Genomic DNA, 17,331 nt, shown 5'->3' on the forward strand with positions numbered 1-17,331 from the left:
GCTGAGAACGCGTCGGTGCGTCAATAGTAGACACAGTACGTACCAGTTCGGTCCCACTGCGACCGCGGATACCCTATCTACGGTGCCACAATCCTCATACCGATACGTTACGTGTTGACTGATAGCATGGATGTTCGTGTACAGGGTTCCGGGCCGACCGCGCCGTTTCTCCGCGCCCAGGGCCTCTTCGAGACCGACGCAGACGTCGAGTTACCGGTGTACGTCCACGTCCGGGAGAACCCGGACGAGCGGACGTGGACCGGTCACTACGAGGACCACCACGTCCTCAACATCTCTCTCCGAGCGGCGACGAGCGTGATGGCGACAGAGCTGGCGGTCCACGAATTTGCGCACATGGCTCGCTACGAGGAGGAGCACCCGTCGCACGTGCAGTCGACTCGGGAAGCCCTCTACCTCGGTCTCGCCGGCAACAGCGTCGAACGCCGCAAACTCTCGCACTGCTACCAGATTGCGAACCACATGAAGGACATCTACGCCGACGACATCACGATGCGTGTCTCCTCGGCGGACAAACTCGTCTCGTTCCTCGAATCGAGTCTGGCCGCGGCCATCGCCGACCAACCGACGCCACCGCGAGCAGGCCTGAACCCTATCACACCCGGTGCCGACCCGGACATCACGGCGGTCAACGCGGCGTTCGCGCTCGCGCTCGTAGAGCGTCACGACCTCGTGCCGGACGACCACCCGCTGTACGACCTCGCACGCGTCGCCGCGGGAGACGCGCCCGACGTGAACGTCGACCGATTCAAACATCGGTTCGTCTCGCTGGTCGACGACCCGAGCAAGAGCGAGTACCGCAAAGCGCTAGTCGACGTGACGCGAGAGTACGCGCTCTCCGGGCACCAGGCGGCAGACTGACCGGAGTGCACGTTGAAGCCGCGGAAACTGCGGAGACCCAGTTTCGTCAAACGCGCGTTTCATCTAACGGACAAGAGATACGTTCAGCACGCGTTTCGTTCTGCATGCACACTTGGAACCGTAGAGAGGTACTCGCACTCGCGGGTGCGCTCTCGTTGCCCGCGCTCGCGGGCTGTCTAGGCGGGCTTCGGAGCGACGCCGCCGGCGCGACGCCGGGGCTACTCCTCTCGAACGTCGACCGCGAGACGAACCCCGCAGTGAGTGAGGGCGACCTCGACGCGCAGGTTCGCGCGAACACCCAGTTCGCCCTGGACGTCCACCACAACCGGGTCGCCGCGGCCGCGGGCGAGAATTTGTTCGTCTCCCCACTGAGCATCTCGCTGGCGATGGCGATGGTGTGGGCCGGTTCGAAAGGCGAGACCGAGACCCAGATAGCCGAGACGCTGCACTACGCTGGCGAGCAGGCCGACCTTCACGCGACGTTCAACCGCCTCGACCTCGCGCTCGAACTGCCTGAAGGCGCCGACGACGAGGCGTTCCGACTGGACATCGTCAACGCCATCTGGGGCCAGGAGTCGTACCCGTTCTCGGACAACTATCTCGACACGCTCGCCGTCAACTACGGTGCTGGCCTGCGAACGCTCGACTTCGCCGGTGAACCCGAACCCTCGCGTGCGACCATCAACGACTGGGTCGAAGACCAGACCGAAGACAAAATCGTGGACCTCCTCCCCGAAGGCGCTATCACCGACCTGACTCGCCTCGTCGCCACCAACGCGGTGTACTTCAAGGCGGCCTGGTCGCTCCCCTTCGCCGAGGGGGCGACCGGTGACGCGACGTTCACCGCGCTCGATGGGACCGAGTCTACGGTCCCGATGATGCGCCACGACGAGGAGTTCCCCTACGCCGAAGTCGACGGCGTGCAGGTTCTCGAACTGCCCTACGAGGGTGACGCGGCCAGTATGGTCGTCGTCCTCCCGGCCGAAGGCGAGTTCGAGTCGGTCGAAGAGTCACTCGACGCCGACGGCCTCCACGGACTGTTCGATGCACTCGAACCTCGCGAGGGGACCGTCCGCCTGCCGAAGTTCACATTCGGCTCGAAGGTCGCCCTGAACGACACGCTGAAAGCCCTCGGGATGCCCGACGCCTTCGACCACAAGCTCGCCGACTTCAGCGGCATGGTCGAGCCAGGCACCGAGGAACGCCTTGCCATCACCGACGTGGTCCACCAGAGCTTCGTCGCGGTCGACGAGAAAGGGACCGAAGCGACCGCCGCGACGGGCGTCGTCGTCGGCGACGAGTCCGCACCGATGGACCCGTTCACGTTCGAGGCGAACCGGCCGTTCCTGTTCGCCATCCGGCACCGGGAGACCGACTCCGTTGTGTTCCTCGGGCGACTGGTCGACGCTGGTGCGGCACAGGACACACAGTAAGCAGCGTCCGAACCAGGGTCAGAATGCCCCGACGACCGGAGCGAGCGTCCGAACGATGCCGACGAGTCCCAGTCCTGCACCGACAGCCAGTACCGCAAAATCAATCCGCGAGAACCGCATTGCCGGCGGTGTCGGGTTCCACGAGAAACAGCGGGCCTGCAAGGCGACCGACAGCCGGTCCGCTCGCGTAAGTGCTCGCGAAAGACTCACCAGTAGCAGTCGCCGCGTCCGGTCCACGACCGACCGATTGTCACCGCCACGGGCGCGAATCGCGTCCCTGATGGCCTGTACGTCGTGGCGAAGCAGCGGCAAAAACCGGAGCGTCAGTGCCATTCCGACGCCGAGGAGCCGTCCCGCCTTCCCGGGAACGTGTCGCTGAACCGCCGCCCGCGTCTCCCGAATCGGCGTTGTCGTGACGTATGCCGCACTCACGAACAGCACGAGCACGACGCGGGAGATGGCGAACGCAGAGTCGACCGCTCGCGCCGCGACTAGCCACGGCGGGCCGAGCGTGACCGCCGCGAGAAGCGGGCCGACCAGCAAGAACGCGAAGACGTACCGATACGCACGAAGGACGGCCAACGGAGAGAGACGCGCGACGGCCAGCACCCCCAGCGCGAAGACAGCGAGCGCGCCGAGCCACGCTGGGTTCGTGTCCGCGAAGACGGCGATAGCGAACCCGACCTGGACGGCGAGTTTCCCGCGGGCGTCGAGTCGATGGGCGAGCGAGTCGCCCGACGTGTAGGAGAGCATGGACAGGTGCTACACCGGTGGAACGTCGACGGTGAGGTCGCCGAGTTCCGCCCGAATCTCGGTCGGTGAACCGTCTACGACGACCCGACCGTCGGCCATCGCGACCACGCGGTCCGCTCGGTCGAGCAGGTCACGCAGGTCGTGCGTGACGACGACGACGCTCGTCCCGGCCGCGTGCAAGTCGTCGAGTCGCCTCAGGACAGACTGGCGCGCCCGCTTGTCGAGTCCGGCGAACGGTTCGTCCAGCACGAGGTGGCTGGGGTCCATCGCGAGCGCCCCCGCGATGGCGACCCGCGATTGCTCCCCACCGGAGAGTTCGTCGACGCGTTCGTGCTCACGACCGTCCATGCCGACGGCCGAGAGCGAGTCCGCGACCCGGCGGTCGATTTCTTCGCGGGCGAGTCCAAGATTCTCGGGACCGAACGCCACGTCCGCGCCGATAGTGGCGGCGACCAACTGGTCGCGGGGGTGCTGGAACACCATCCCGACGCTGGTCCGCGCTGCGACGGGGTTCGCCGAAACCAGCGAACCATCGACTTCGACGGTCCCCGAGTCGGGTTCGAGGAGGCCGTTGCAGTGACGCACGAGCGTCGTCTTTCCGCTGCCGTTCGCACCGACGAGCAGGACGAACGCACCGTCTCCGATGGTGAGCGAGACGCCGTCGAGCGCGCGATGGTCACCGAATCGGTGAACCAGGTCCGTGACCTGTATCATCAGACCATTCCGTCGAGGTCGCCCGCACGAACGAGCGCGACGACGGCCGCCATCTCGATGAGGTCACCGGGGAGGTAGGGGAGCATCGTCGCGAACGCCTTCTGCATCGACAGTCCGAGCACCGACGCCATCCACGGCGTCCCGAGGACGTAGATGATGGCGATGCCGAGGACGACTGCACCGACCTGCGTCACGACCGAAACCTGCGAGAGCGGCCGCCGACCGAGCCCACGGTGGACGACTGCACCGATTACCACCGCCGCGAGTAGGTAGCCGAACAGGAAGCCACCGGTGTACCCTACCAGTGACCCGAACCCGCCGCTGCCGTTCGCGAACACCGGTGCGCCGGCCGCGCCTGTCAGCAGGTACAGCACCATCGAGAACCCAGCCCATCGGGCACCGAGCAACAGCCCCGCGAGGAACACCGCGGTGGTCTGTACCGTCACCGGTGGCATCCCGGCAGGCATCGGAATCGACACCTGTGCGAGGGCCGCTGTCAGTGCGGCGAACATCGCCGATGCTGCCACCATCTTGACCGTCTCGTCGCCGACGAGGTCGACGTTCCCGTACTCCTCCGAACTGCGCTCACGTTCTGCCATACACGCAAACTCCCTCGTCAACCTGCAAAATCGTACCGGTTGACAAGCGGTGGGTGCGACGGGAGAACCAGCGACAGCGACCACCGCAGCAACGGCTCACGAGGGGTGAAAAGACGAGAGAAGATTCGCAGAGTTTAGCGGGCCGCGGCCGCGACGCGCTCTTTCTCTTCCTTCTGGTTGATGGCGTGCGTCTGGACGTCGTAGTTGGCCGCACCGATGATCTGCTGTGCGAGTGCCTCGGCGGCGGACGTCGGCGTCTTGTAGGACGCACTGAACGCACCGTCGGCGATGAACTTCAGGGACTGGTCGACGCGGCGCTGCGGGGCCACGTCGACTGCCTTCGGGACCGAGATGCCACCGTACTTGAGGCGGACGGTCTCCTCACGCGGGGCGGCGTTCTCGACGGCGCGGACGAGAACCTGAATCGGGTTCTCCTCCGTGCGGTCTTCGATGATGTGGAAGGCGTCACGGACGATGTTGAGCGTCTTCTGCTTCTTGCCCGTGTTGTCCTCCGTCTGCATCATGCGGTTGATGAGTCGCTCGACGATGGAGATCTCGGACTTCTTGAACTGCTTCGACGCGTGGCGGCCCATCGTGTGCGCGATGGGCGTCACAGTGATGTAGCGCTCCGTGGAGGGGTCACGGTACTCGATGTCCGTGATGTCCCACGTGGCGAACAGCTTCGCACGTGCGCCCTCGTCGTCGGTGCCGGCGGGCTTCTCCGGCTCGGGGGAGTCTTCTGCCGCCATGATTAGCGCACCGGTTTCTCTGCGTTACCGCGAACCAGTTCGATCATCGAGACACCGTTGACCTTCTCGACCTTGTAGTTGACACCGGAGAGGTCACCCATCGCGCGACCCTTCGCACCACCGATACCGGCGATGGTGACTTCGTCGTGCTCGTCGATGAAGGAAATCGCACCGTCACCGGGACAGAACGCGGTGACCTGTTTCCCGTTCTTGATGAGCTGAACACGGACACACTTCCGGATTGCCGAGTTCGGCTGCTTTGCTTCGATGCCGACCTTCTCGAGGACGATACCGCGACCCTGCGGTGCACCCTCGAGGGGGTCAGACTTCTTGCGAAGCCCGCGTTCACGTCGGGCGTACTTCGAGTCGGACCACCGCTGGTTCTGGCGGTCCTTCTTCAGTTTGCGAGCGGCGTATTTGCCGTTTGCCATAGTACCAGAGGCTATCTGACGAAGGCACTTAAGCCTCCCTCTTTCGCTCGGGAGTTACGGGTTGTGCGGGCACGAGAGGGGGCAAAGGAGGAATCTGAGGCCGTTTCGTGATTCGGAGATACGCACTCTCAGCGGGTCTTACCCGATAAGGTGCTCTCAGCGGCGTTCGTTCCGGAATCCTGCGGAACGGAGAGAGTACGGAATCTGTAACCGTTTTGTACTGCGCTTCGGTGGGTGAGGACATGGATTCACGCATCCCCGGCTTTTACGAGAAAGACCCGGCGACGCGAGCCGCCACAAACACTCTGGCGCGCACTGGAGAGCATGTCGAGCGAGACTGCGAGTCGGTATCGCGCGAGGGATGAGCACCGCAGGCCGAAGGCCGAGGAGCAGTCACGAGACGCAGTGCATCTCGTGAGTACACCAGAAATCGAAGATTTCTGGGGACACAATCGGTTGGGGAGGGTGTGGCTGCGGTCATGTGCACCACGATTCGAGAACTGCTTTGCAATACCAGCAAACACGAGAGTGACCACGACAGCACCAGCGATCACGACCACCGACACAACAGCCAATCACGTCTCCGCAGCAGGCAGTCGCAACGTCACCACGGTCCCAGTCTCACTATCGTCGTCACCAGCATCCTCGATAGTCATCTCTCCTTCCAGCGAGTCGACGACCAGTTCGATGACGGAGAGGCCGACCCCGTTGCCGTGGTCGACCGGCGTCGCGTCCCCGTCGGTCACGGCCTGGCGCTCTTGCAGCGGTGTCCCGGGGCCGTCGTCGACGACTTCGAACTCGACCCACTCAGCATCACACCGAGCAGCAACGGTGACCGACGGTGTGTCGCGGTCGTTGTGTTCGACGGCGTTTTCGAGCACCTGTTCGACCGCGTGTTGGAGGCCGGTGTGCGCCGAGACGTAGCACTCGTCCGGGCGCGTGACCGAGATGTCGGCTGCGGGGAATCGCTCGCTGACGCGCCCGACCGCGGCGTCGACCAGCGCAGCCACGTCGAGCGCCCTGCGATCGGCTGGCTCGTGGTCGATGATGCTCTCTAACTGGCGGACCTTGTGGCTCGCGTCGACGAGTCGCTCGGCGACCTCGCGGATGGTCTCGGCGCGCGCTTCCTGCTCGGGCGAACTCGCGTCCGTCGCGAGCAAGTCGGCGTAGCCTGCGATGACCGTCATGTCGTTCCCGAGATTGTGCCGGAGAACGCGCTTCAGTACCTGTAGTCGTCGTTCGCGTCGCTTGCGGTCACTCACGTCGCGGGCGACGCCGGCCATGCCGCGGAACTCGCCGTCGTCGCTTGGGAGCGGTCCGAGGTGGTCCTCGACCGGAATCGTCCGACCGTCGTCGGTCACCATCTCGACCTCGACCGTGGTCCGGTCGGGACCGCCCGGACCGACCAGTTCCGCCGTCGCGTCGAGAATAGTCCGGGTGGCTTCGTCGGTCAGCGTGTCGGTGAAGTGGACTGCACCGTCGTCGACGGCGTCCTGCGTCCACCCGAACCGCTCCTCGTACGCCTGATTCGCGAACGTGCCGACGCCACTGCTGTCGACGGCCCACACGGGGTCGGCCAGCGACTCGATGATAGTCTCGTAGCGTTCGAGTTCGTCACGGCGACGCTCTTGGTCGGTCACGTCGCGCAGGATACCGATGGTCCCGCGGAATTCGCCGTCGGGACCGGGTGAGCGCGGTGCGATTCGCACCTCGTAGGTCCGTTCTTCGCCATCGAACGTGGCGGGACAGCGGACCGTGGCCGTCTCCGCGTCGCCGGTCACGAGGTCGCGGGCGGCCGCCGCGTACTGTTCGATTACCCGAGCGTCGACGACGCCCTCGTCGACCAGGTCGAGGACAGACGTGCCGACGAGGGCCGACTGCGAAGCGCCGAGGAGTTCCGCCCCACGTGTGTTGCCGCCGAGGATTCGCCCGTCGGCGTCGAGGACGAACACGCCCGCGGGGACCGTCTCGACGACGGTTTCGTACTGTTCGGCGAGGACGCGGCGCTCGGGACTGACCGAAGCGTCGTCGTCGGCTGTGGTTTCATCCTCGTCGCTCACAGTCGTGTCGCTGACCGACCGCGCTCGCACGTCGGCGACCGCGGCCGAGACGCGCTTTGCGAGCCGCTCACCCGCAGCATCGGGAGCCACGGGCAAATAGCCCGCAGCACCGGCCGCGACCGCGTCGCCAGCCAGTTCCTCGGACCCGTGCTGTGTCGCCACGACGACTGGGACACGCCCGTCGACCGCTGCGAGAACCGCCAGACAGTCGACACCGGCCGGGTCGTGGCCGGTGACGACACACTCGATATCGTCGTCGCCGGTCGACAGTCGCTCGCGGAGCGCCACGATATCCGGCACCCGCTCGACCGCGAACGCCGTCCGCTCGGCCAGCAACCCGTCGTTCGTCGACGCCGTGCCCACCAGCACCACCTGAATCGGCGTCACCATAGCACCACGATTTACGTGGGCGCTACTAAACGTGCTGGCAGTCCTGCAAAACGAATTTCGGGAACCCGACCGACTCAGAACAGCGGCGTCAGTTCTTCGTCCCCGGTCGCGAGCAAGTCGGCGAGTTTCGCGTCCGACTCGTTGCGCAACTCTTCGATGTTCTCCATCGCCTCGATGGCGACCTGCTGGAGTGCCTTGATGCGCGGCACGTTGGTCACACCAGAGAGCAGGACGACCGCCGCGACCGACTGCTCCTTCGGGAGTGGGTAGTCGCCGCCGCGAATCTCCATCGAGCCGGTCTGCTCTTCGAGCCACTTGCGGCCGCGCTCGATGCCCTTGCGGTTGAGTCGCTCCGGCGGCCCAGCAACCACGAGCAACCCCCGCTCTGCACCCTGTACCTCACAGGGCAGCGTGAGTCGCCCGAGGGTCGCCTTGCGAACCAGCGAGGTGATGCGGTTGGTCTCGTCGACCTCGTCGAGGTCCTTCTTCGCAAAGCGCGAGAAGAGCCCACCGTTCTCCGACTCCAGTTGCTCGACCGCGTAGCCGATGGTCGACACGCCGCCGTTGGCGAGCGTGTTGATTATCTCCGAGGAGTCGACGACACTCTCTGCGACGGCATCGCCGGGGTCGACCTCACCCGCACCGAACAGCACGCCGAGTCGGCGGACGAGTTCCTCGTTGATGGCGGCGTAGCCACCTTCGACGGATTCGCCAGTCTGTCGCCACGCGTCGTTGTCGAACACGATGAGGTTGTCCACCTCGCGCACGAAGGTCTGGAACGAGCGTGCTGCGTTCAACGTGTAGATGCCGCCCTCCTCGGTGCCCGGGATGACTCCCAGTCCGTACACCGGTTCGCTGTAGATGCGCTTCAGGTGCTTCGCCAGCACCGGCGCGCCACCGCTGCCCGTGCCGCCGCCGAGACCCGCGACGATGAGGAACGCGTCGACCTCGTGGGTCGGAACGCCGTCCAGTGCCGCCTGAATCTCCGCGATGTCCTCCGCTGCGACCTCCGCCCCGAGTTCGTTGTCCGCGCCGACGCCGTGACCCTTCACTCGCGTCTGCCCGATGAGGACGCGACGCTCCGGCGCGATGTTATTCAGTCCCTGTAAGTCCGCACTCGCCGAGTTTACTGCGATAGCCGCACGCACGGTCTTTCCGCGCGTCTGCCGGTCGAACTCGATGAAGCGGTCGACGATCTTCCCCCCTGCCTGCCCGAAGCCGATCATCGCGAGTTTCACTGTGCAACACCCCCCGCTGTTCGAGTACCAGACATAATATCGGCTACCTGTACGCTCTCCGAGTAGATAAGTTTCTGCAGGGAAACGAGATGTTCGGACCGTGAGAGGTCCGAATCAGGTCAGCTGGATGTCGTCGATGTCGAAGTGACGCCCTGCGAGCGTCCTCGCGGCCTCGATGGTCCGCCCACCGCGACCGATAGCGACGCCGTGGTCTTCCTGTGCGACCTCGACGTAGGCGACGGTCTCGTCGCCCTCGCTGATGGTCACGTTGTACACCGCCGCCGGGGCCAGCGCGTTCGCGACGAAGTCCGCCGGGTCGTCCGAGTCTTCGACGAGTTTGACCTCGCGGCCGACCTGTTCTTCGAACTCGCGGACGTGCGCGCCACCGGGGCCGATGGCGTCGGGCATGTCGCCGGGCGCGACGACCAGCAACAACCGGTCGTCTTCGACGACACAGTCCGAGGCGTCCGCACCGGTGACCGCCTCGAACGTGGCGATGAACTGGAGCGCGTCACCGTCCAGCGTGATGCCCATTCGTCTCAGTCTCCGCCGACGCTACCCATCCGCAGGTCGACGTCGCCAGTCCCGATGCGTACCGGCTTGCCGGCGATGACGTTCTCGACGACACCGTTGAGGTCGTCGACGCGACCGTGGATGGCGGCGTCGAGCAGGTGGTTGACCGTGACCTCGTACGCTGCACGGGCCAGCACAGAGTCCTTGCTGCCACTGATACCGTGGCGACCGATGGACTCGATCTCGCCGCGGTTCGTCATGATGTCCGCGACGAGCATCAGGTGCCGGACGTTCACGTCCGAGAGACCCTGCTCTTTCAGCGTGTTGCTCGTCTCCTCGATGATGGCCTCGCGGGCCGCCTCGACACCGAGTTCGCCGTAGATCTCGTGGATGTTGTTACACGTCGAGCGCGATGCGTCGACGCCCTCGATGGTGAGCACGTCGCCGAACGCCGACCCCTCCGTGTAGAGGACGAACTCCTTGTTGTCCTCGGCCTCCGTCGACTCCTCTTCGAGGTCTTCCTTCCGGATGACGACACGCGAGACTTCCTCGATACCCTTGAAGGTAATCTCACGCAGTTCTTCGACCAGCTGGAGCAGGTCACGGTACGACGGCTCTTCGGGGCCGAACTGGATGTTCGCCCCCTGCTGGACGGTCTTGACGCCGAGCGAGTCCTGGATGATCTCCGCGACTTCGCCAGCGATCTCGTCGGTGCTCTCCATCGTCGGCCAGCGCTCCTGGAGCGTGTCCGGGTTCAGACTGACCTGTACGCGCATGTCGGCGACGTTCGTCGAGATGTCACCCAGTGCGAGAATCTTCGTCGCCTCGATCTGCCAGACGACTTCGTGTGCCTTCTCGCGGTTGGTGGCGTACTCGTCTTCGAGATACACCGTCATCATCGGCGTGTCGGGCGTCTTGCGGGCGTCCACCAGCTCGATGAGCCGTGGCAGGCCCTGCGTGACGTCGATCTCTGCGACACCCGCGTAGTGGAACGTGTTCATCGTCAGCTGCGTCCCCGGCTCACCGATGGACTGCGCCGAGACGACCCCGACGGGGTCGAGCGCGTCCACTCGGGTGTCGAGATAGCGGTTCTCGACTGCACGGGCGACTTCGTCCGCTTCCTCGATGCCGAGGCCACGGGCTTCGACGACGCGGTAAACCTCTTCACGGAGGCGACGCGGGAGTTCCGTGTCGGTCACGACTGCCTCGACGTCTTCGGAAACGTCGAACTCAGTCATCCGACTCCACCCCCTGAAGGAGGTCGGGATTCCGACGTGATTCCGCGTGCTCGGACAGGTCCGTCGGGCGAGCCTGCTCGCCGAGGAACTCTGCTTTCGCCTGGTCGGTGGCGAACTCGTTCTCGACGATGCGGTCCGTGATCTGGTCCACGTCGATCTCCGAATCTGCGTCGTATGCCACTTTCACCGGGCTCGTGTTGTCCTCACCGTACTCGAACTGGACGATGCGGTCGTTGGTGTCGCGCACCGTGCCGTCGTACTGCGCTTCGAGTTCGGCCATCGCGTTCATCAGGCGGCGCTGCAGGTAGCCGGACTTCGAGGTACGGACTGCCGTGTCGACCAGCCCCTCGCGGCCACCCATCGCGTGGAAGAAGAACTCACGCGGTTCGAGGCCGCCGGTATAGCTGTGCTCGACGAAGCCGTGTGCCTTCGAGGAGAGGTCGTTCTCCTTGAAGTGGCTCAGCGTACGGTTCTCGTAGCCACGGTTGATACGCTCGCCGCGGACTGCCTGCTGTCCGACACAGCCGGCCATCTGGGTCAGGTTCAGGATGGACCCACGCGCACCGGACTTGGCCATGACGACTGCCGGGTTGTCCTCGCCGAAGTGCTCCTCGGCGATGTCACCAGCGTTGTCACGCGCCTTTCCGAGCGTCTGCATGATCTTCATCTCCAGCGTCTCGTCGACGGTCCGACCCGGCAGCGATTCGAGTTCGCCCGCGTCGTACGTCTTGATGAGTTCCTGGACACGTGCCTCCGCGTCCTCGATGGTCTCGTTGATGCGCTCCTGTGCCTCGAGCGGGATGGTCTCGTCGTCGATCCCAATGGAGAACCCGAAGTGCATGATGGACCGCATGGCGAGCGACGCGATTTCGTTGATGAAGATGCGTGCACGCGAGTTGCCGTACACCTTCGTGATGGTGTCGACGATCTCCCCGTCGAACGCACCGACTGCGTCCTCGTCGATGGTCCCCTCGACGAGCTGCCCGTCTTCGATGACGACGGTGTCGCCGGTCGACGAGTCGAACTCGAGGTTGAGGTCGTCGGGCAGCAGTTCCGAGAACAGCGCGCGGCCCGTCCAGTACGGAACGCCGTTCTCCTCGCCGGAGGGGTCGGGCAGTTCGTCGATGCGGGTCGCACGCAGCAGGTCGAGTGCCTGCGTCTCGTTGAAGTGCGGATTCTCGTGGGTGAGCAGGTAGGTGCCCGAAATGTGGTCCTGGATGGCCCCGATGATGGCCTTCCCGAAGCGCGGGCTGAGAATCTGCTCTTGCACACGCATGAGGACGCGCGCCTCGGCGCGTGCCTCCTCGTTCTGGAGCGCGTGCATGTTCATCTCGTCACCGTCGAAGTCAGCGTTGTACGGCGGGCAAACGACGGTGTTCAGCCGGAACGTCTTGTACGGCATCACGACCACTTCGTGGGCCATGATGGACATCCGGTGCAGCGAGGGCTGCCGGTTGAAGATGACGATGTCCCCGTCGATGAGGTGTCGGTTGACCTCCCAGCCGGGTTCGATCTTTTCCGAGAGTTCCTCGCAGTTCTTCTCCGTCACCTTCAGGCGACGGTTGTCCGGTCGACGCACGTAGTTCGCGCCCGGGTGGCCCTCGGGGCCGTTGCGGACGTAGCGCTGTGCGTCGTCTAAGTTGCGCTCGGTGACGTTCATCGTCTGCGTCATCTCCTTGGCGACGCGGTCCGGGACACCGACCTCGTTCAGTGAGAGCGTCGGGTCCGGCGAGATGACGGTACGAGCCGAGAAGTTCACACGCTTGCCGGACAGCGAGCCACGGAAGCGTCCTTCCTTGCCCTTGAGACGCTGCGAGAGCGTCTTGAGCGGGCGGCCGGAGCGGTGTCGCGCCGGCGGCGTGCCCGAAATCTCGTTGTCCATGAACGTGGTCACGTGGTACTGGAGCAGTTCCCACAGGTCCTCGATGATGAGTTGCGGGGCACCAGCCTCGCGGTTCTCCATGAACCGCTGGTTGATGCGGATGATGTCGACCAGCTTGTGTGTGAGGTCGTCCTCGGAGCGCTGGCCGTTGTCCAGCGTAATCGACGGTCGCGCCGTCACCGGCGGGACCGGCAGGACGGTCAGAATCATCCACTCGGGACGGGACTTCTCGGAGCTGATACCGAGCACCTCGATGTCCTCGTCCGGGATGTCCTCGAACCAGTCGCGAATGTCCGAGGGCATCAGCTTGTTCATGTCTTCCTCGGTCAGGTCGATGTCGAGGGACTTCTCCAGCGCCTTGCGGTCGGACTCGCGCGGGCGGAACTCACCCGAGAGAATCTGGTTGACCCGAGAGAGGTCGATGCCCGTCTCGTTCGCGAGTTCCTCGCGGCCCATCCCCTGGTCCTCCTCGTCGTCGGGGTCGGGCTGCATCGCGGCGGCGATGCGCTGGGAGTACTCCGAGGTCAGCACCTGCTGGACCTCGTAGTACGTCGTCGGCTTCTCGTGCTGGATGTCGAACTGAATCTCGCCACAGAAGGGACAGCGGTCCTTCTTGCGAGCCTGTCGAATCGCAGCCTTCGTCACGTCGTTCAGGTCACGCCCGAGCGAGCGCGTCTGGTCGAGCTGTGCGTGGAACTCGTCGCGCTCGTCCTCCGTCAGCAGGAGGCACGAACACTCGCGACAGGTACCGCGCAGCAGGCGACGGATGAGCTTCGTAAAGCCCACGTGGATGACGGGCGCGGCCAGTTCGATGTGACCGAAGTGCCCGTTACACGACCCGGAGTGCTTCCCGCAGGTCTTACACTCCAGCCCGGGGTCGATGACGCCCAGTCGCGGGTCCATCAGCCCCATGTCGATGGGGAAACCGTCGTCGTCGTAGGTGTCCGCCGTGATGATCTTCGTGGCGGACATCTCCCGATACTCCTCCGGGTCCATGAGTCCGAAGTTGATCTCGCCGATCTCCTTCGGTGTCGATGAGCTTACCATGTTAGACTGCGTCCTCCAGTTCCAGTCGGGGGGCGATACCGAGCGCCTTCATCTCGTCGAGGAGGAGCTTGAACGCGTAGGACATCTCGATTTCGTGGATGTCCGTCTCCTCGCCACAGTTCGGACAGTAGACACGGCGCTGGTCGACGTTCTCGACCGCGCTCATCCCACACTGTCCACAGACGTAGATGAACTCGCGGTCGGACTCGTCGAGCAGGCGTTCCTTGAGTGCCATCGCGGAACCGTGGGCGACGAGCACCATCCGCTCCATCTCACCCACACGCAGGCCACCCTCGCGGGCACGACCCTCGGTGGGCTGGCGCGTGAGCACCTGTACCGGCCCACGCGAACGGGCGTGGAGCTTGTTCGAGACCATGTGGTACAGCTTCTGGTAGAAAATGACGCCGACGAAGATTTCCGCTTCAATCTTCTCGCCGGTGACACCAGAGTACATCGTCTCCTTGCCCGAAGACTTGAAGCCAGCGTCCTGCAGGCCACCGCGAATCTCCTGTTCGGACTCGCCGGTGAACGGCGTCCCGTCGACACGTCGGCCTTCGAGTGCGCCGACCTTGCCGCCGAGCATCTCCAGCACGTGCCCGACCGTCATCCGCGACGGCAGTGCGTGCGGGTTGACGATGAGGTCCGGGACGACCCCTTCCTGCGTGAAGGGCATGTCCTCTTGCGGCGCGATGTGGCCGATAACACCCTTCTGCCCGTGCCGAGACGCGAACTTGTCGCCGAGTTCCGGAATCCGCTGGTCGCGCACGGACACCTTCGAGAGTTCGGAGCCGTCCTCACCCTCCATCAGCGTGACCGTGTCGACGACACCGGACTCGCCCGAACGCATCGTCACGCTCGTCTCCCGACGCTTCTGCGGCGAGAGGCCACCCATGTCGTCCGGCTCTTCGAGGAACCGCGGCGGCGACGTCTTGCCGAGCAGCACGTCGTTCTCGCCGACGCGCGTCTCGGGGTTGACGAGGCCGTCCTCGTCGAGGTGCGTGTACGCGTCCTCACCGCGAGCACCGCGCACGTCCTGACTCGGAATCTCGAAGCGGTCTTCCTGCCCACCGGGGTACCGGCGCTCTTCGCCCTCGTAGGTACGGAAGAAGTGCGAGCGACCGAGCGCGCGGTCGACGGACCCGCCGTTCAGCACGAGCGCGTCCTCGATGTTGAACCCTTCGTAGGACATGACCGCGACGGTGAAGTTCTGCGCCGCCGGACGGTCGTCGTAGCCGATCTGTTCCGTCGTCTGCGTCTTCACCATCGAAAGCTGCGGGTAGTGCAGCAGGTGCTGGCGCGTGTCCGGTCGGATTCGGTAGTTCGCCGCCGGCAGACCCAGCGACTGCTTGATCATCCCCGAACCCATCGTAATACGCGGACTGGCGTTGTGCTCGGGGTACGGAATCATCCCCGCACCGATACCGAAGATGAGCTGCGGGTCGACTTCGAGGTGCGTGTGGTCCTCGGTCAGGTCGTCGGTGTTGACCGCGACGTAGATGTCCTCTTCCTCCTCGGCGTCGATGAACTCGACGTAGCCGTGTTCGACGAGGTCTTCGAACTCGATTTCGCCGTTCTTGACGGCGTCGAACTCCTCGTCGGAGATGAGTGCCTCGCCGTCCTCGACGACGAGCAGCGGACGGCGGGCACGCCCCGCGTCCGCGTTGATGATGACCTCACGAGTGCGGTCCTTGACGGAGACGTTGACCATCTCCGAAACGTCGCCGAGTCGGCGCGCCTCGCGGATCTGTTCTGCGAGCTCTTCCGGGTCGGGGTGTGTCCCGACCAGACTACCGTTGACGTAGACTTTCGCTTCGCGCTGTTGTGTTGCCATGATTCAGTCAGTCGTCTGCGGGCTCCTGTGCGGTGGTTCCTTCGAGGCCGGGGATGCCCTGTACCCCCATCGATGCGAGTTCTCGCTTCAGTCCCTGTTCGTCTTCGATGTTCTGGGAGAGTTCCATCGCCTGCGCGAAGTTCTTCACCAGCCCACAGTTCGGCCCCTCCGGCGTCTCGGAGGGACAGATGCGACCCCACTGGGTCGCGTGCAGGTCACGCGCTTCGAAGTGCGGCTGCGAGCGCGACAGCGGCGAACGCAGGCGACGAAGGTGCGACAGCACACCCATGAAGTCGGTCCGGTCGACCAGCTGGGAGACACCCGAGCGGCCACCGACCCAGTTCCCCGTCGCGATGGGGTGTTCGAGTCGCTCCGTCAGCACGTCGGACCGCACGACCGTGTTCACGGAGAGCTGCCGGTTACGCATGTTCGCGCGTTCGAGCTGGTACTTCACGTCACGTGCCAGCTTGTTGAGCGCCGTCCGGAACAGGTCCTTCATCAGGTCGCCGGACACCTTGAGGCGCTTGTTCGCGTAGTGGTCCTTGTCGTCCGAGTCGCGCCGCTGCAGTGCGAGCTCGAAACACGCCTCGGCCATCCGGCAGAGGTAGTACGACTTGTTGATGCGCACGTCTTCCTCCTCGACGCCCTCCTCGTGGAGGTGCGGCAGGAGGTACCGGTCGATGACGTAGTTCGCACGCTTCAGCTGGTAGTTCTTGCCCTGGCCGGAGGCGACGCGCTTACCGAGTTTCTCGATAGCTTCCTCTTGCGTCTGGACCTCGGCAGCCTCCAGATTCTCCAGCATGTACTTGACGACCTCGGGGTCGTCGCTGACGCGGTGAACGATCTCCTCGTCGGATTCGAGACCAAGCGCGCGCACGAGCGTCACGAAGTTGATGCTCCCAGAGACGGACGGGAACGACACTTCGAGCAGGCCTTCGCGGTTACGCTCGGTCAGAACGAGTGCGCGGTAGCCACGACGCTGCGAGAACGTCTTCGCGACCTGAATCTCGTCGCCGTACTTCGTGTCGTACTCGGCGAGAATCTTGTTCGGTGCGAGGTCCTCACTCGTCATCAGGACTCGCTCCGAGCCGTTGACGATGAAGTAGCCACCGGGGTCGGCGGGGTCCTCACCGATCTCGATGAGTTCCTCGTCGGAGAAGCCCGAGATGTTACACTTCTCGGACCCGACCATGATGGGCATCCGACCGATCTTCGTCTCGGTCGAGTCGACCACACGCTCTTCGCCCTCCTCGCCCTTCACGATGGACATCTCCATGAAGACGGGCGCGGAGTAGGTGATGTTGCGGAGGCGGGCCTCCTGCGGGTACAGCAGTTCCTCTGACCCGTCGGCTTCACGCACACGCGGGGTGACCACACGCACGTCGCCGAGTTCGACGTGGACCGGCTCTTCGCCCTCTTTGTCACCGATGTCCGTGTCGATGGTCGCTTTCTCGTCGACGACTTCCTGCATGCCACGCAGCAGGAAGCTGTTGAACGACCGGAAGTGATGTTCGGCGAGTCTGTCCTTCGAGAAGTACTCCTTCGAGATTGCGCGTCGTTTTGCTCGTTCCATA

14 protein-coding genes are annotated in these 17,331 nt (G+C 64.5%); 2 read left to right on the forward strand and 12 right to left on the reverse strand.

Annotated features, from left to right (window positions below; genetic code table 11):
- Nucleotides 1-126: 126 nt before the first annotated feature.
- Both ACSC1P_RS16880 and ACSC1P_RS16885 read left to right on the forward strand, forming a co-directional pair.
- On the forward strand, nucleotides 127-879 hold the full coding sequence (locus tag ACSC1P_RS16880; RefSeq protein WP_435361366.1) for a DUF5781 family protein: 753 nt from the start codon (nucleotides 127-129) through the stop codon (nucleotides 877-879).
- 104 nt (nucleotides 880-983) lie between these two features.
- On the forward strand, nucleotides 984-2,312 hold the full coding sequence (locus ACSC1P_RS16885; protein WP_435361367.1) for a serpin family protein: 1,329 nt from the start codon (nucleotides 984-986) through the stop codon (nucleotides 2,310-2,312).
- 18 nt (nucleotides 2,313-2,330) lie between these two features.
- On the opposite strand, the gene ACSC1P_RS16890 is transcribed toward ACSC1P_RS16885, so the two are convergent.
- From ACSC1P_RS16890 to ACSC1P_RS16945, 12 genes are all read right to left on the reverse strand, one after another.
- A complete protein-coding gene (locus tag ACSC1P_RS16890) occupies nucleotides 2,331-3,065 on the reverse strand; it encodes an energy-coupling factor transporter transmembrane component T family protein (protein ID WP_435361368.1) in 735 nt (244 codons plus the stop codon).
- A 9-nt stretch (nucleotides 3,066-3,074) separates the two neighbouring features.
- Nucleotides 3,075-3,779 (reverse strand): energy-coupling factor ABC transporter ATP-binding protein, encoded by a 705-nt coding sequence (locus tag ACSC1P_RS16895; protein WP_435361369.1) that lies wholly within the window; start codon nucleotides 3,777-3,779, stop codon nucleotides 3,075-3,077.
- Complete coding sequence (locus ACSC1P_RS16900; protein ID WP_435361370.1) at nucleotides 3,779-4,378, reverse strand: biotin transporter BioY; 600 nt, start codon at nucleotides 4,376-4,378, stop codon at nucleotides 3,779-3,781. Before ACSC1P_RS16900 ends, ACSC1P_RS16895 begins: the two co-directional genes overlap by 1 nt.
- Nucleotides 4,379-4,512: 134 nt before the next feature.
- Nucleotides 4,513-5,127, reverse strand: a complete 615-nt coding sequence (locus ACSC1P_RS16905; RefSeq protein ID WP_435361371.1) for a 30S ribosomal protein S7 — start codon at nucleotides 5,125-5,127, stop codon at nucleotides 4,513-4,515.
- A gap of 2 nt (nucleotides 5,128-5,129) precedes the next feature.
- Nucleotides 5,130-5,558, reverse strand: coding sequence for a 30S ribosomal protein S12 (locus ACSC1P_RS16910; protein ID WP_435334789.1), 429 nt, complete (start codon nucleotides 5,556-5,558; stop codon nucleotides 5,130-5,132).
- A 575-nt stretch (nucleotides 5,559-6,133) separates the two neighbouring features.
- A complete protein-coding gene (locus ACSC1P_RS16915) occupies nucleotides 6,134-8,008 on the reverse strand; it encodes a PAS domain S-box protein (RefSeq protein ID WP_435361372.1) in 1,875 nt (624 codons plus the stop codon).
- Between the two features lie 74 nt (nucleotides 8,009-8,082).
- Nucleotides 8,083-9,246 carry a tubulin/FtsZ family protein gene (locus ACSC1P_RS16920; RefSeq protein ID WP_435361373.1) on the reverse strand — a complete coding sequence of 388 codons (1,164 nt, stop codon included), beginning with the start codon at nucleotides 9,244-9,246 and terminating at the stop codon, nucleotides 8,083-8,085.
- 114 nt (nucleotides 9,247-9,360) lie between these two features.
- A complete protein-coding gene (locus tag ACSC1P_RS16925; protein WP_435361374.1) occupies nucleotides 9,361-9,780 on the reverse strand; it encodes a NusA-like transcription termination signal-binding factor in 420 nt (139 codons plus the stop codon).
- Between the two features lie 5 nt (nucleotides 9,781-9,785).
- Nucleotides 9,786-10,997, reverse strand: a complete 1,212-nt coding sequence (gene rpoA2 / locus ACSC1P_RS16930) for a DNA-directed RNA polymerase subunit A'' (RefSeq protein ID WP_435361375.1) — start codon at nucleotides 10,995-10,997, stop codon at nucleotides 9,786-9,788.
- Nucleotides 10,990-13,926, reverse strand: coding sequence for a DNA-directed RNA polymerase subunit A' (locus ACSC1P_RS16935; protein ID WP_435361376.1), 2,937 nt, complete (start codon nucleotides 13,924-13,926; stop codon nucleotides 10,990-10,992). Before ACSC1P_RS16935 ends, rpoA2 begins: the two co-directional genes overlap by 8 nt.
- A gap of 1 nt (nucleotide 13,927) precedes the next feature.
- Nucleotides 13,928-15,757 carry a DNA-directed RNA polymerase subunit B gene (rpoB, locus tag ACSC1P_RS16940; RefSeq protein ID WP_435361377.1) on the reverse strand — a complete coding sequence of 610 codons (1,830 nt, stop codon included), beginning with the start codon at nucleotides 15,755-15,757 and terminating at the stop codon, nucleotides 13,928-13,930.
- A gap of 7 nt (nucleotides 15,758-15,764) precedes the next feature.
- Nucleotides 15,765-17,330 carry a DNA-directed RNA polymerase subunit B'' gene (locus ACSC1P_RS16945; protein WP_435361378.1) on the reverse strand — a complete coding sequence of 522 codons (1,566 nt, stop codon included), beginning with the start codon at nucleotides 17,328-17,330 and terminating at the stop codon, nucleotides 15,765-15,767.
- Between the last annotated feature and the right edge of the window lies 1 nt (nucleotide 17,331).

The organism is Haloarchaeobius caseinilyticus, assembly GCF_051207395.1.
Classification (GTDB): domain Archaea; phylum Halobacteriota; class Halobacteria; order Halobacteriales; family Natrialbaceae; genus Haloarchaeobius.

Coding starts and splice junctions, on each gene's coding strand:
- ACSC1P_RS16880 (WP_435361366.1), top strand. CDS start 127: ATGGATGTTCGTGTACAGGGTTCCGGGCCGACCGCGCCGTTTCTCCGC.
- ACSC1P_RS16885 (WP_435361367.1), top strand. CDS start 984: ATGCACACTTGGAACCGTAGAGAGGTACTCGCACTCGCGGGTGCGCTC.
- ACSC1P_RS16890 (WP_435361368.1), bottom strand. CDS start 3,065: ATGCTCTCCTACACGTCGGGCGACTCGCTCGCCCATCGACTCGACGCC.
- ACSC1P_RS16895 (WP_435361369.1), bottom strand. CDS start 3,779: ATGATACAGGTCACGGACCTGGTTCACCGATTCGGTGACCATCGCGCG.
- ACSC1P_RS16900 (WP_435361370.1), bottom strand. CDS start 4,378: ATGGCAGAACGTGAGCGCAGTTCGGAGGAGTACGGGAACGTCGACCTC.
- ACSC1P_RS16905 (WP_435361371.1), bottom strand. CDS start 5,127: ATGGCGGCAGAAGACTCCCCCGAGCCGGAGAAGCCCGCCGGCACCGAC.
- ACSC1P_RS16910 (WP_435334789.1), bottom strand. CDS start 5,558: ATGGCAAACGGCAAATACGCCGCTCGCAAACTGAAGAAGGACCGCCAG.
- ACSC1P_RS16915 (WP_435361372.1), bottom strand. CDS start 8,008: ATGGTGACGCCGATTCAGGTGGTGCTGGTGGGCACGGCGTCGACGAAC.
- ACSC1P_RS16925 (WP_435361374.1), bottom strand. CDS start 9,780: ATGGGCATCACGCTGGACGGTGACGCGCTCCAGTTCATCGCCACGTTC.
- rpoA2 (WP_435361375.1), bottom strand. CDS start 10,997: ATGACTGAGTTCGACGTTTCCGAAGACGTCGAGGCAGTCGTGACCGAC.
- ACSC1P_RS16935 (WP_435361376.1), bottom strand. CDS start 13,926: ATGGTAAGCTCATCGACACCGAAGGAGATCGGCGAGATCAACTTCGGA.
- rpoB (WP_435361377.1), bottom strand. CDS start 15,757: ATGGCAACACAACAGCGCGAAGCGAAAGTCTACGTCAACGGTAGTCTG.
- ACSC1P_RS16945 (WP_435361378.1), bottom strand. CDS start 17,330: ATGGAACGAGCAAAACGACGCGCAATCTCGAAGGAGTACTTCTCGAAG.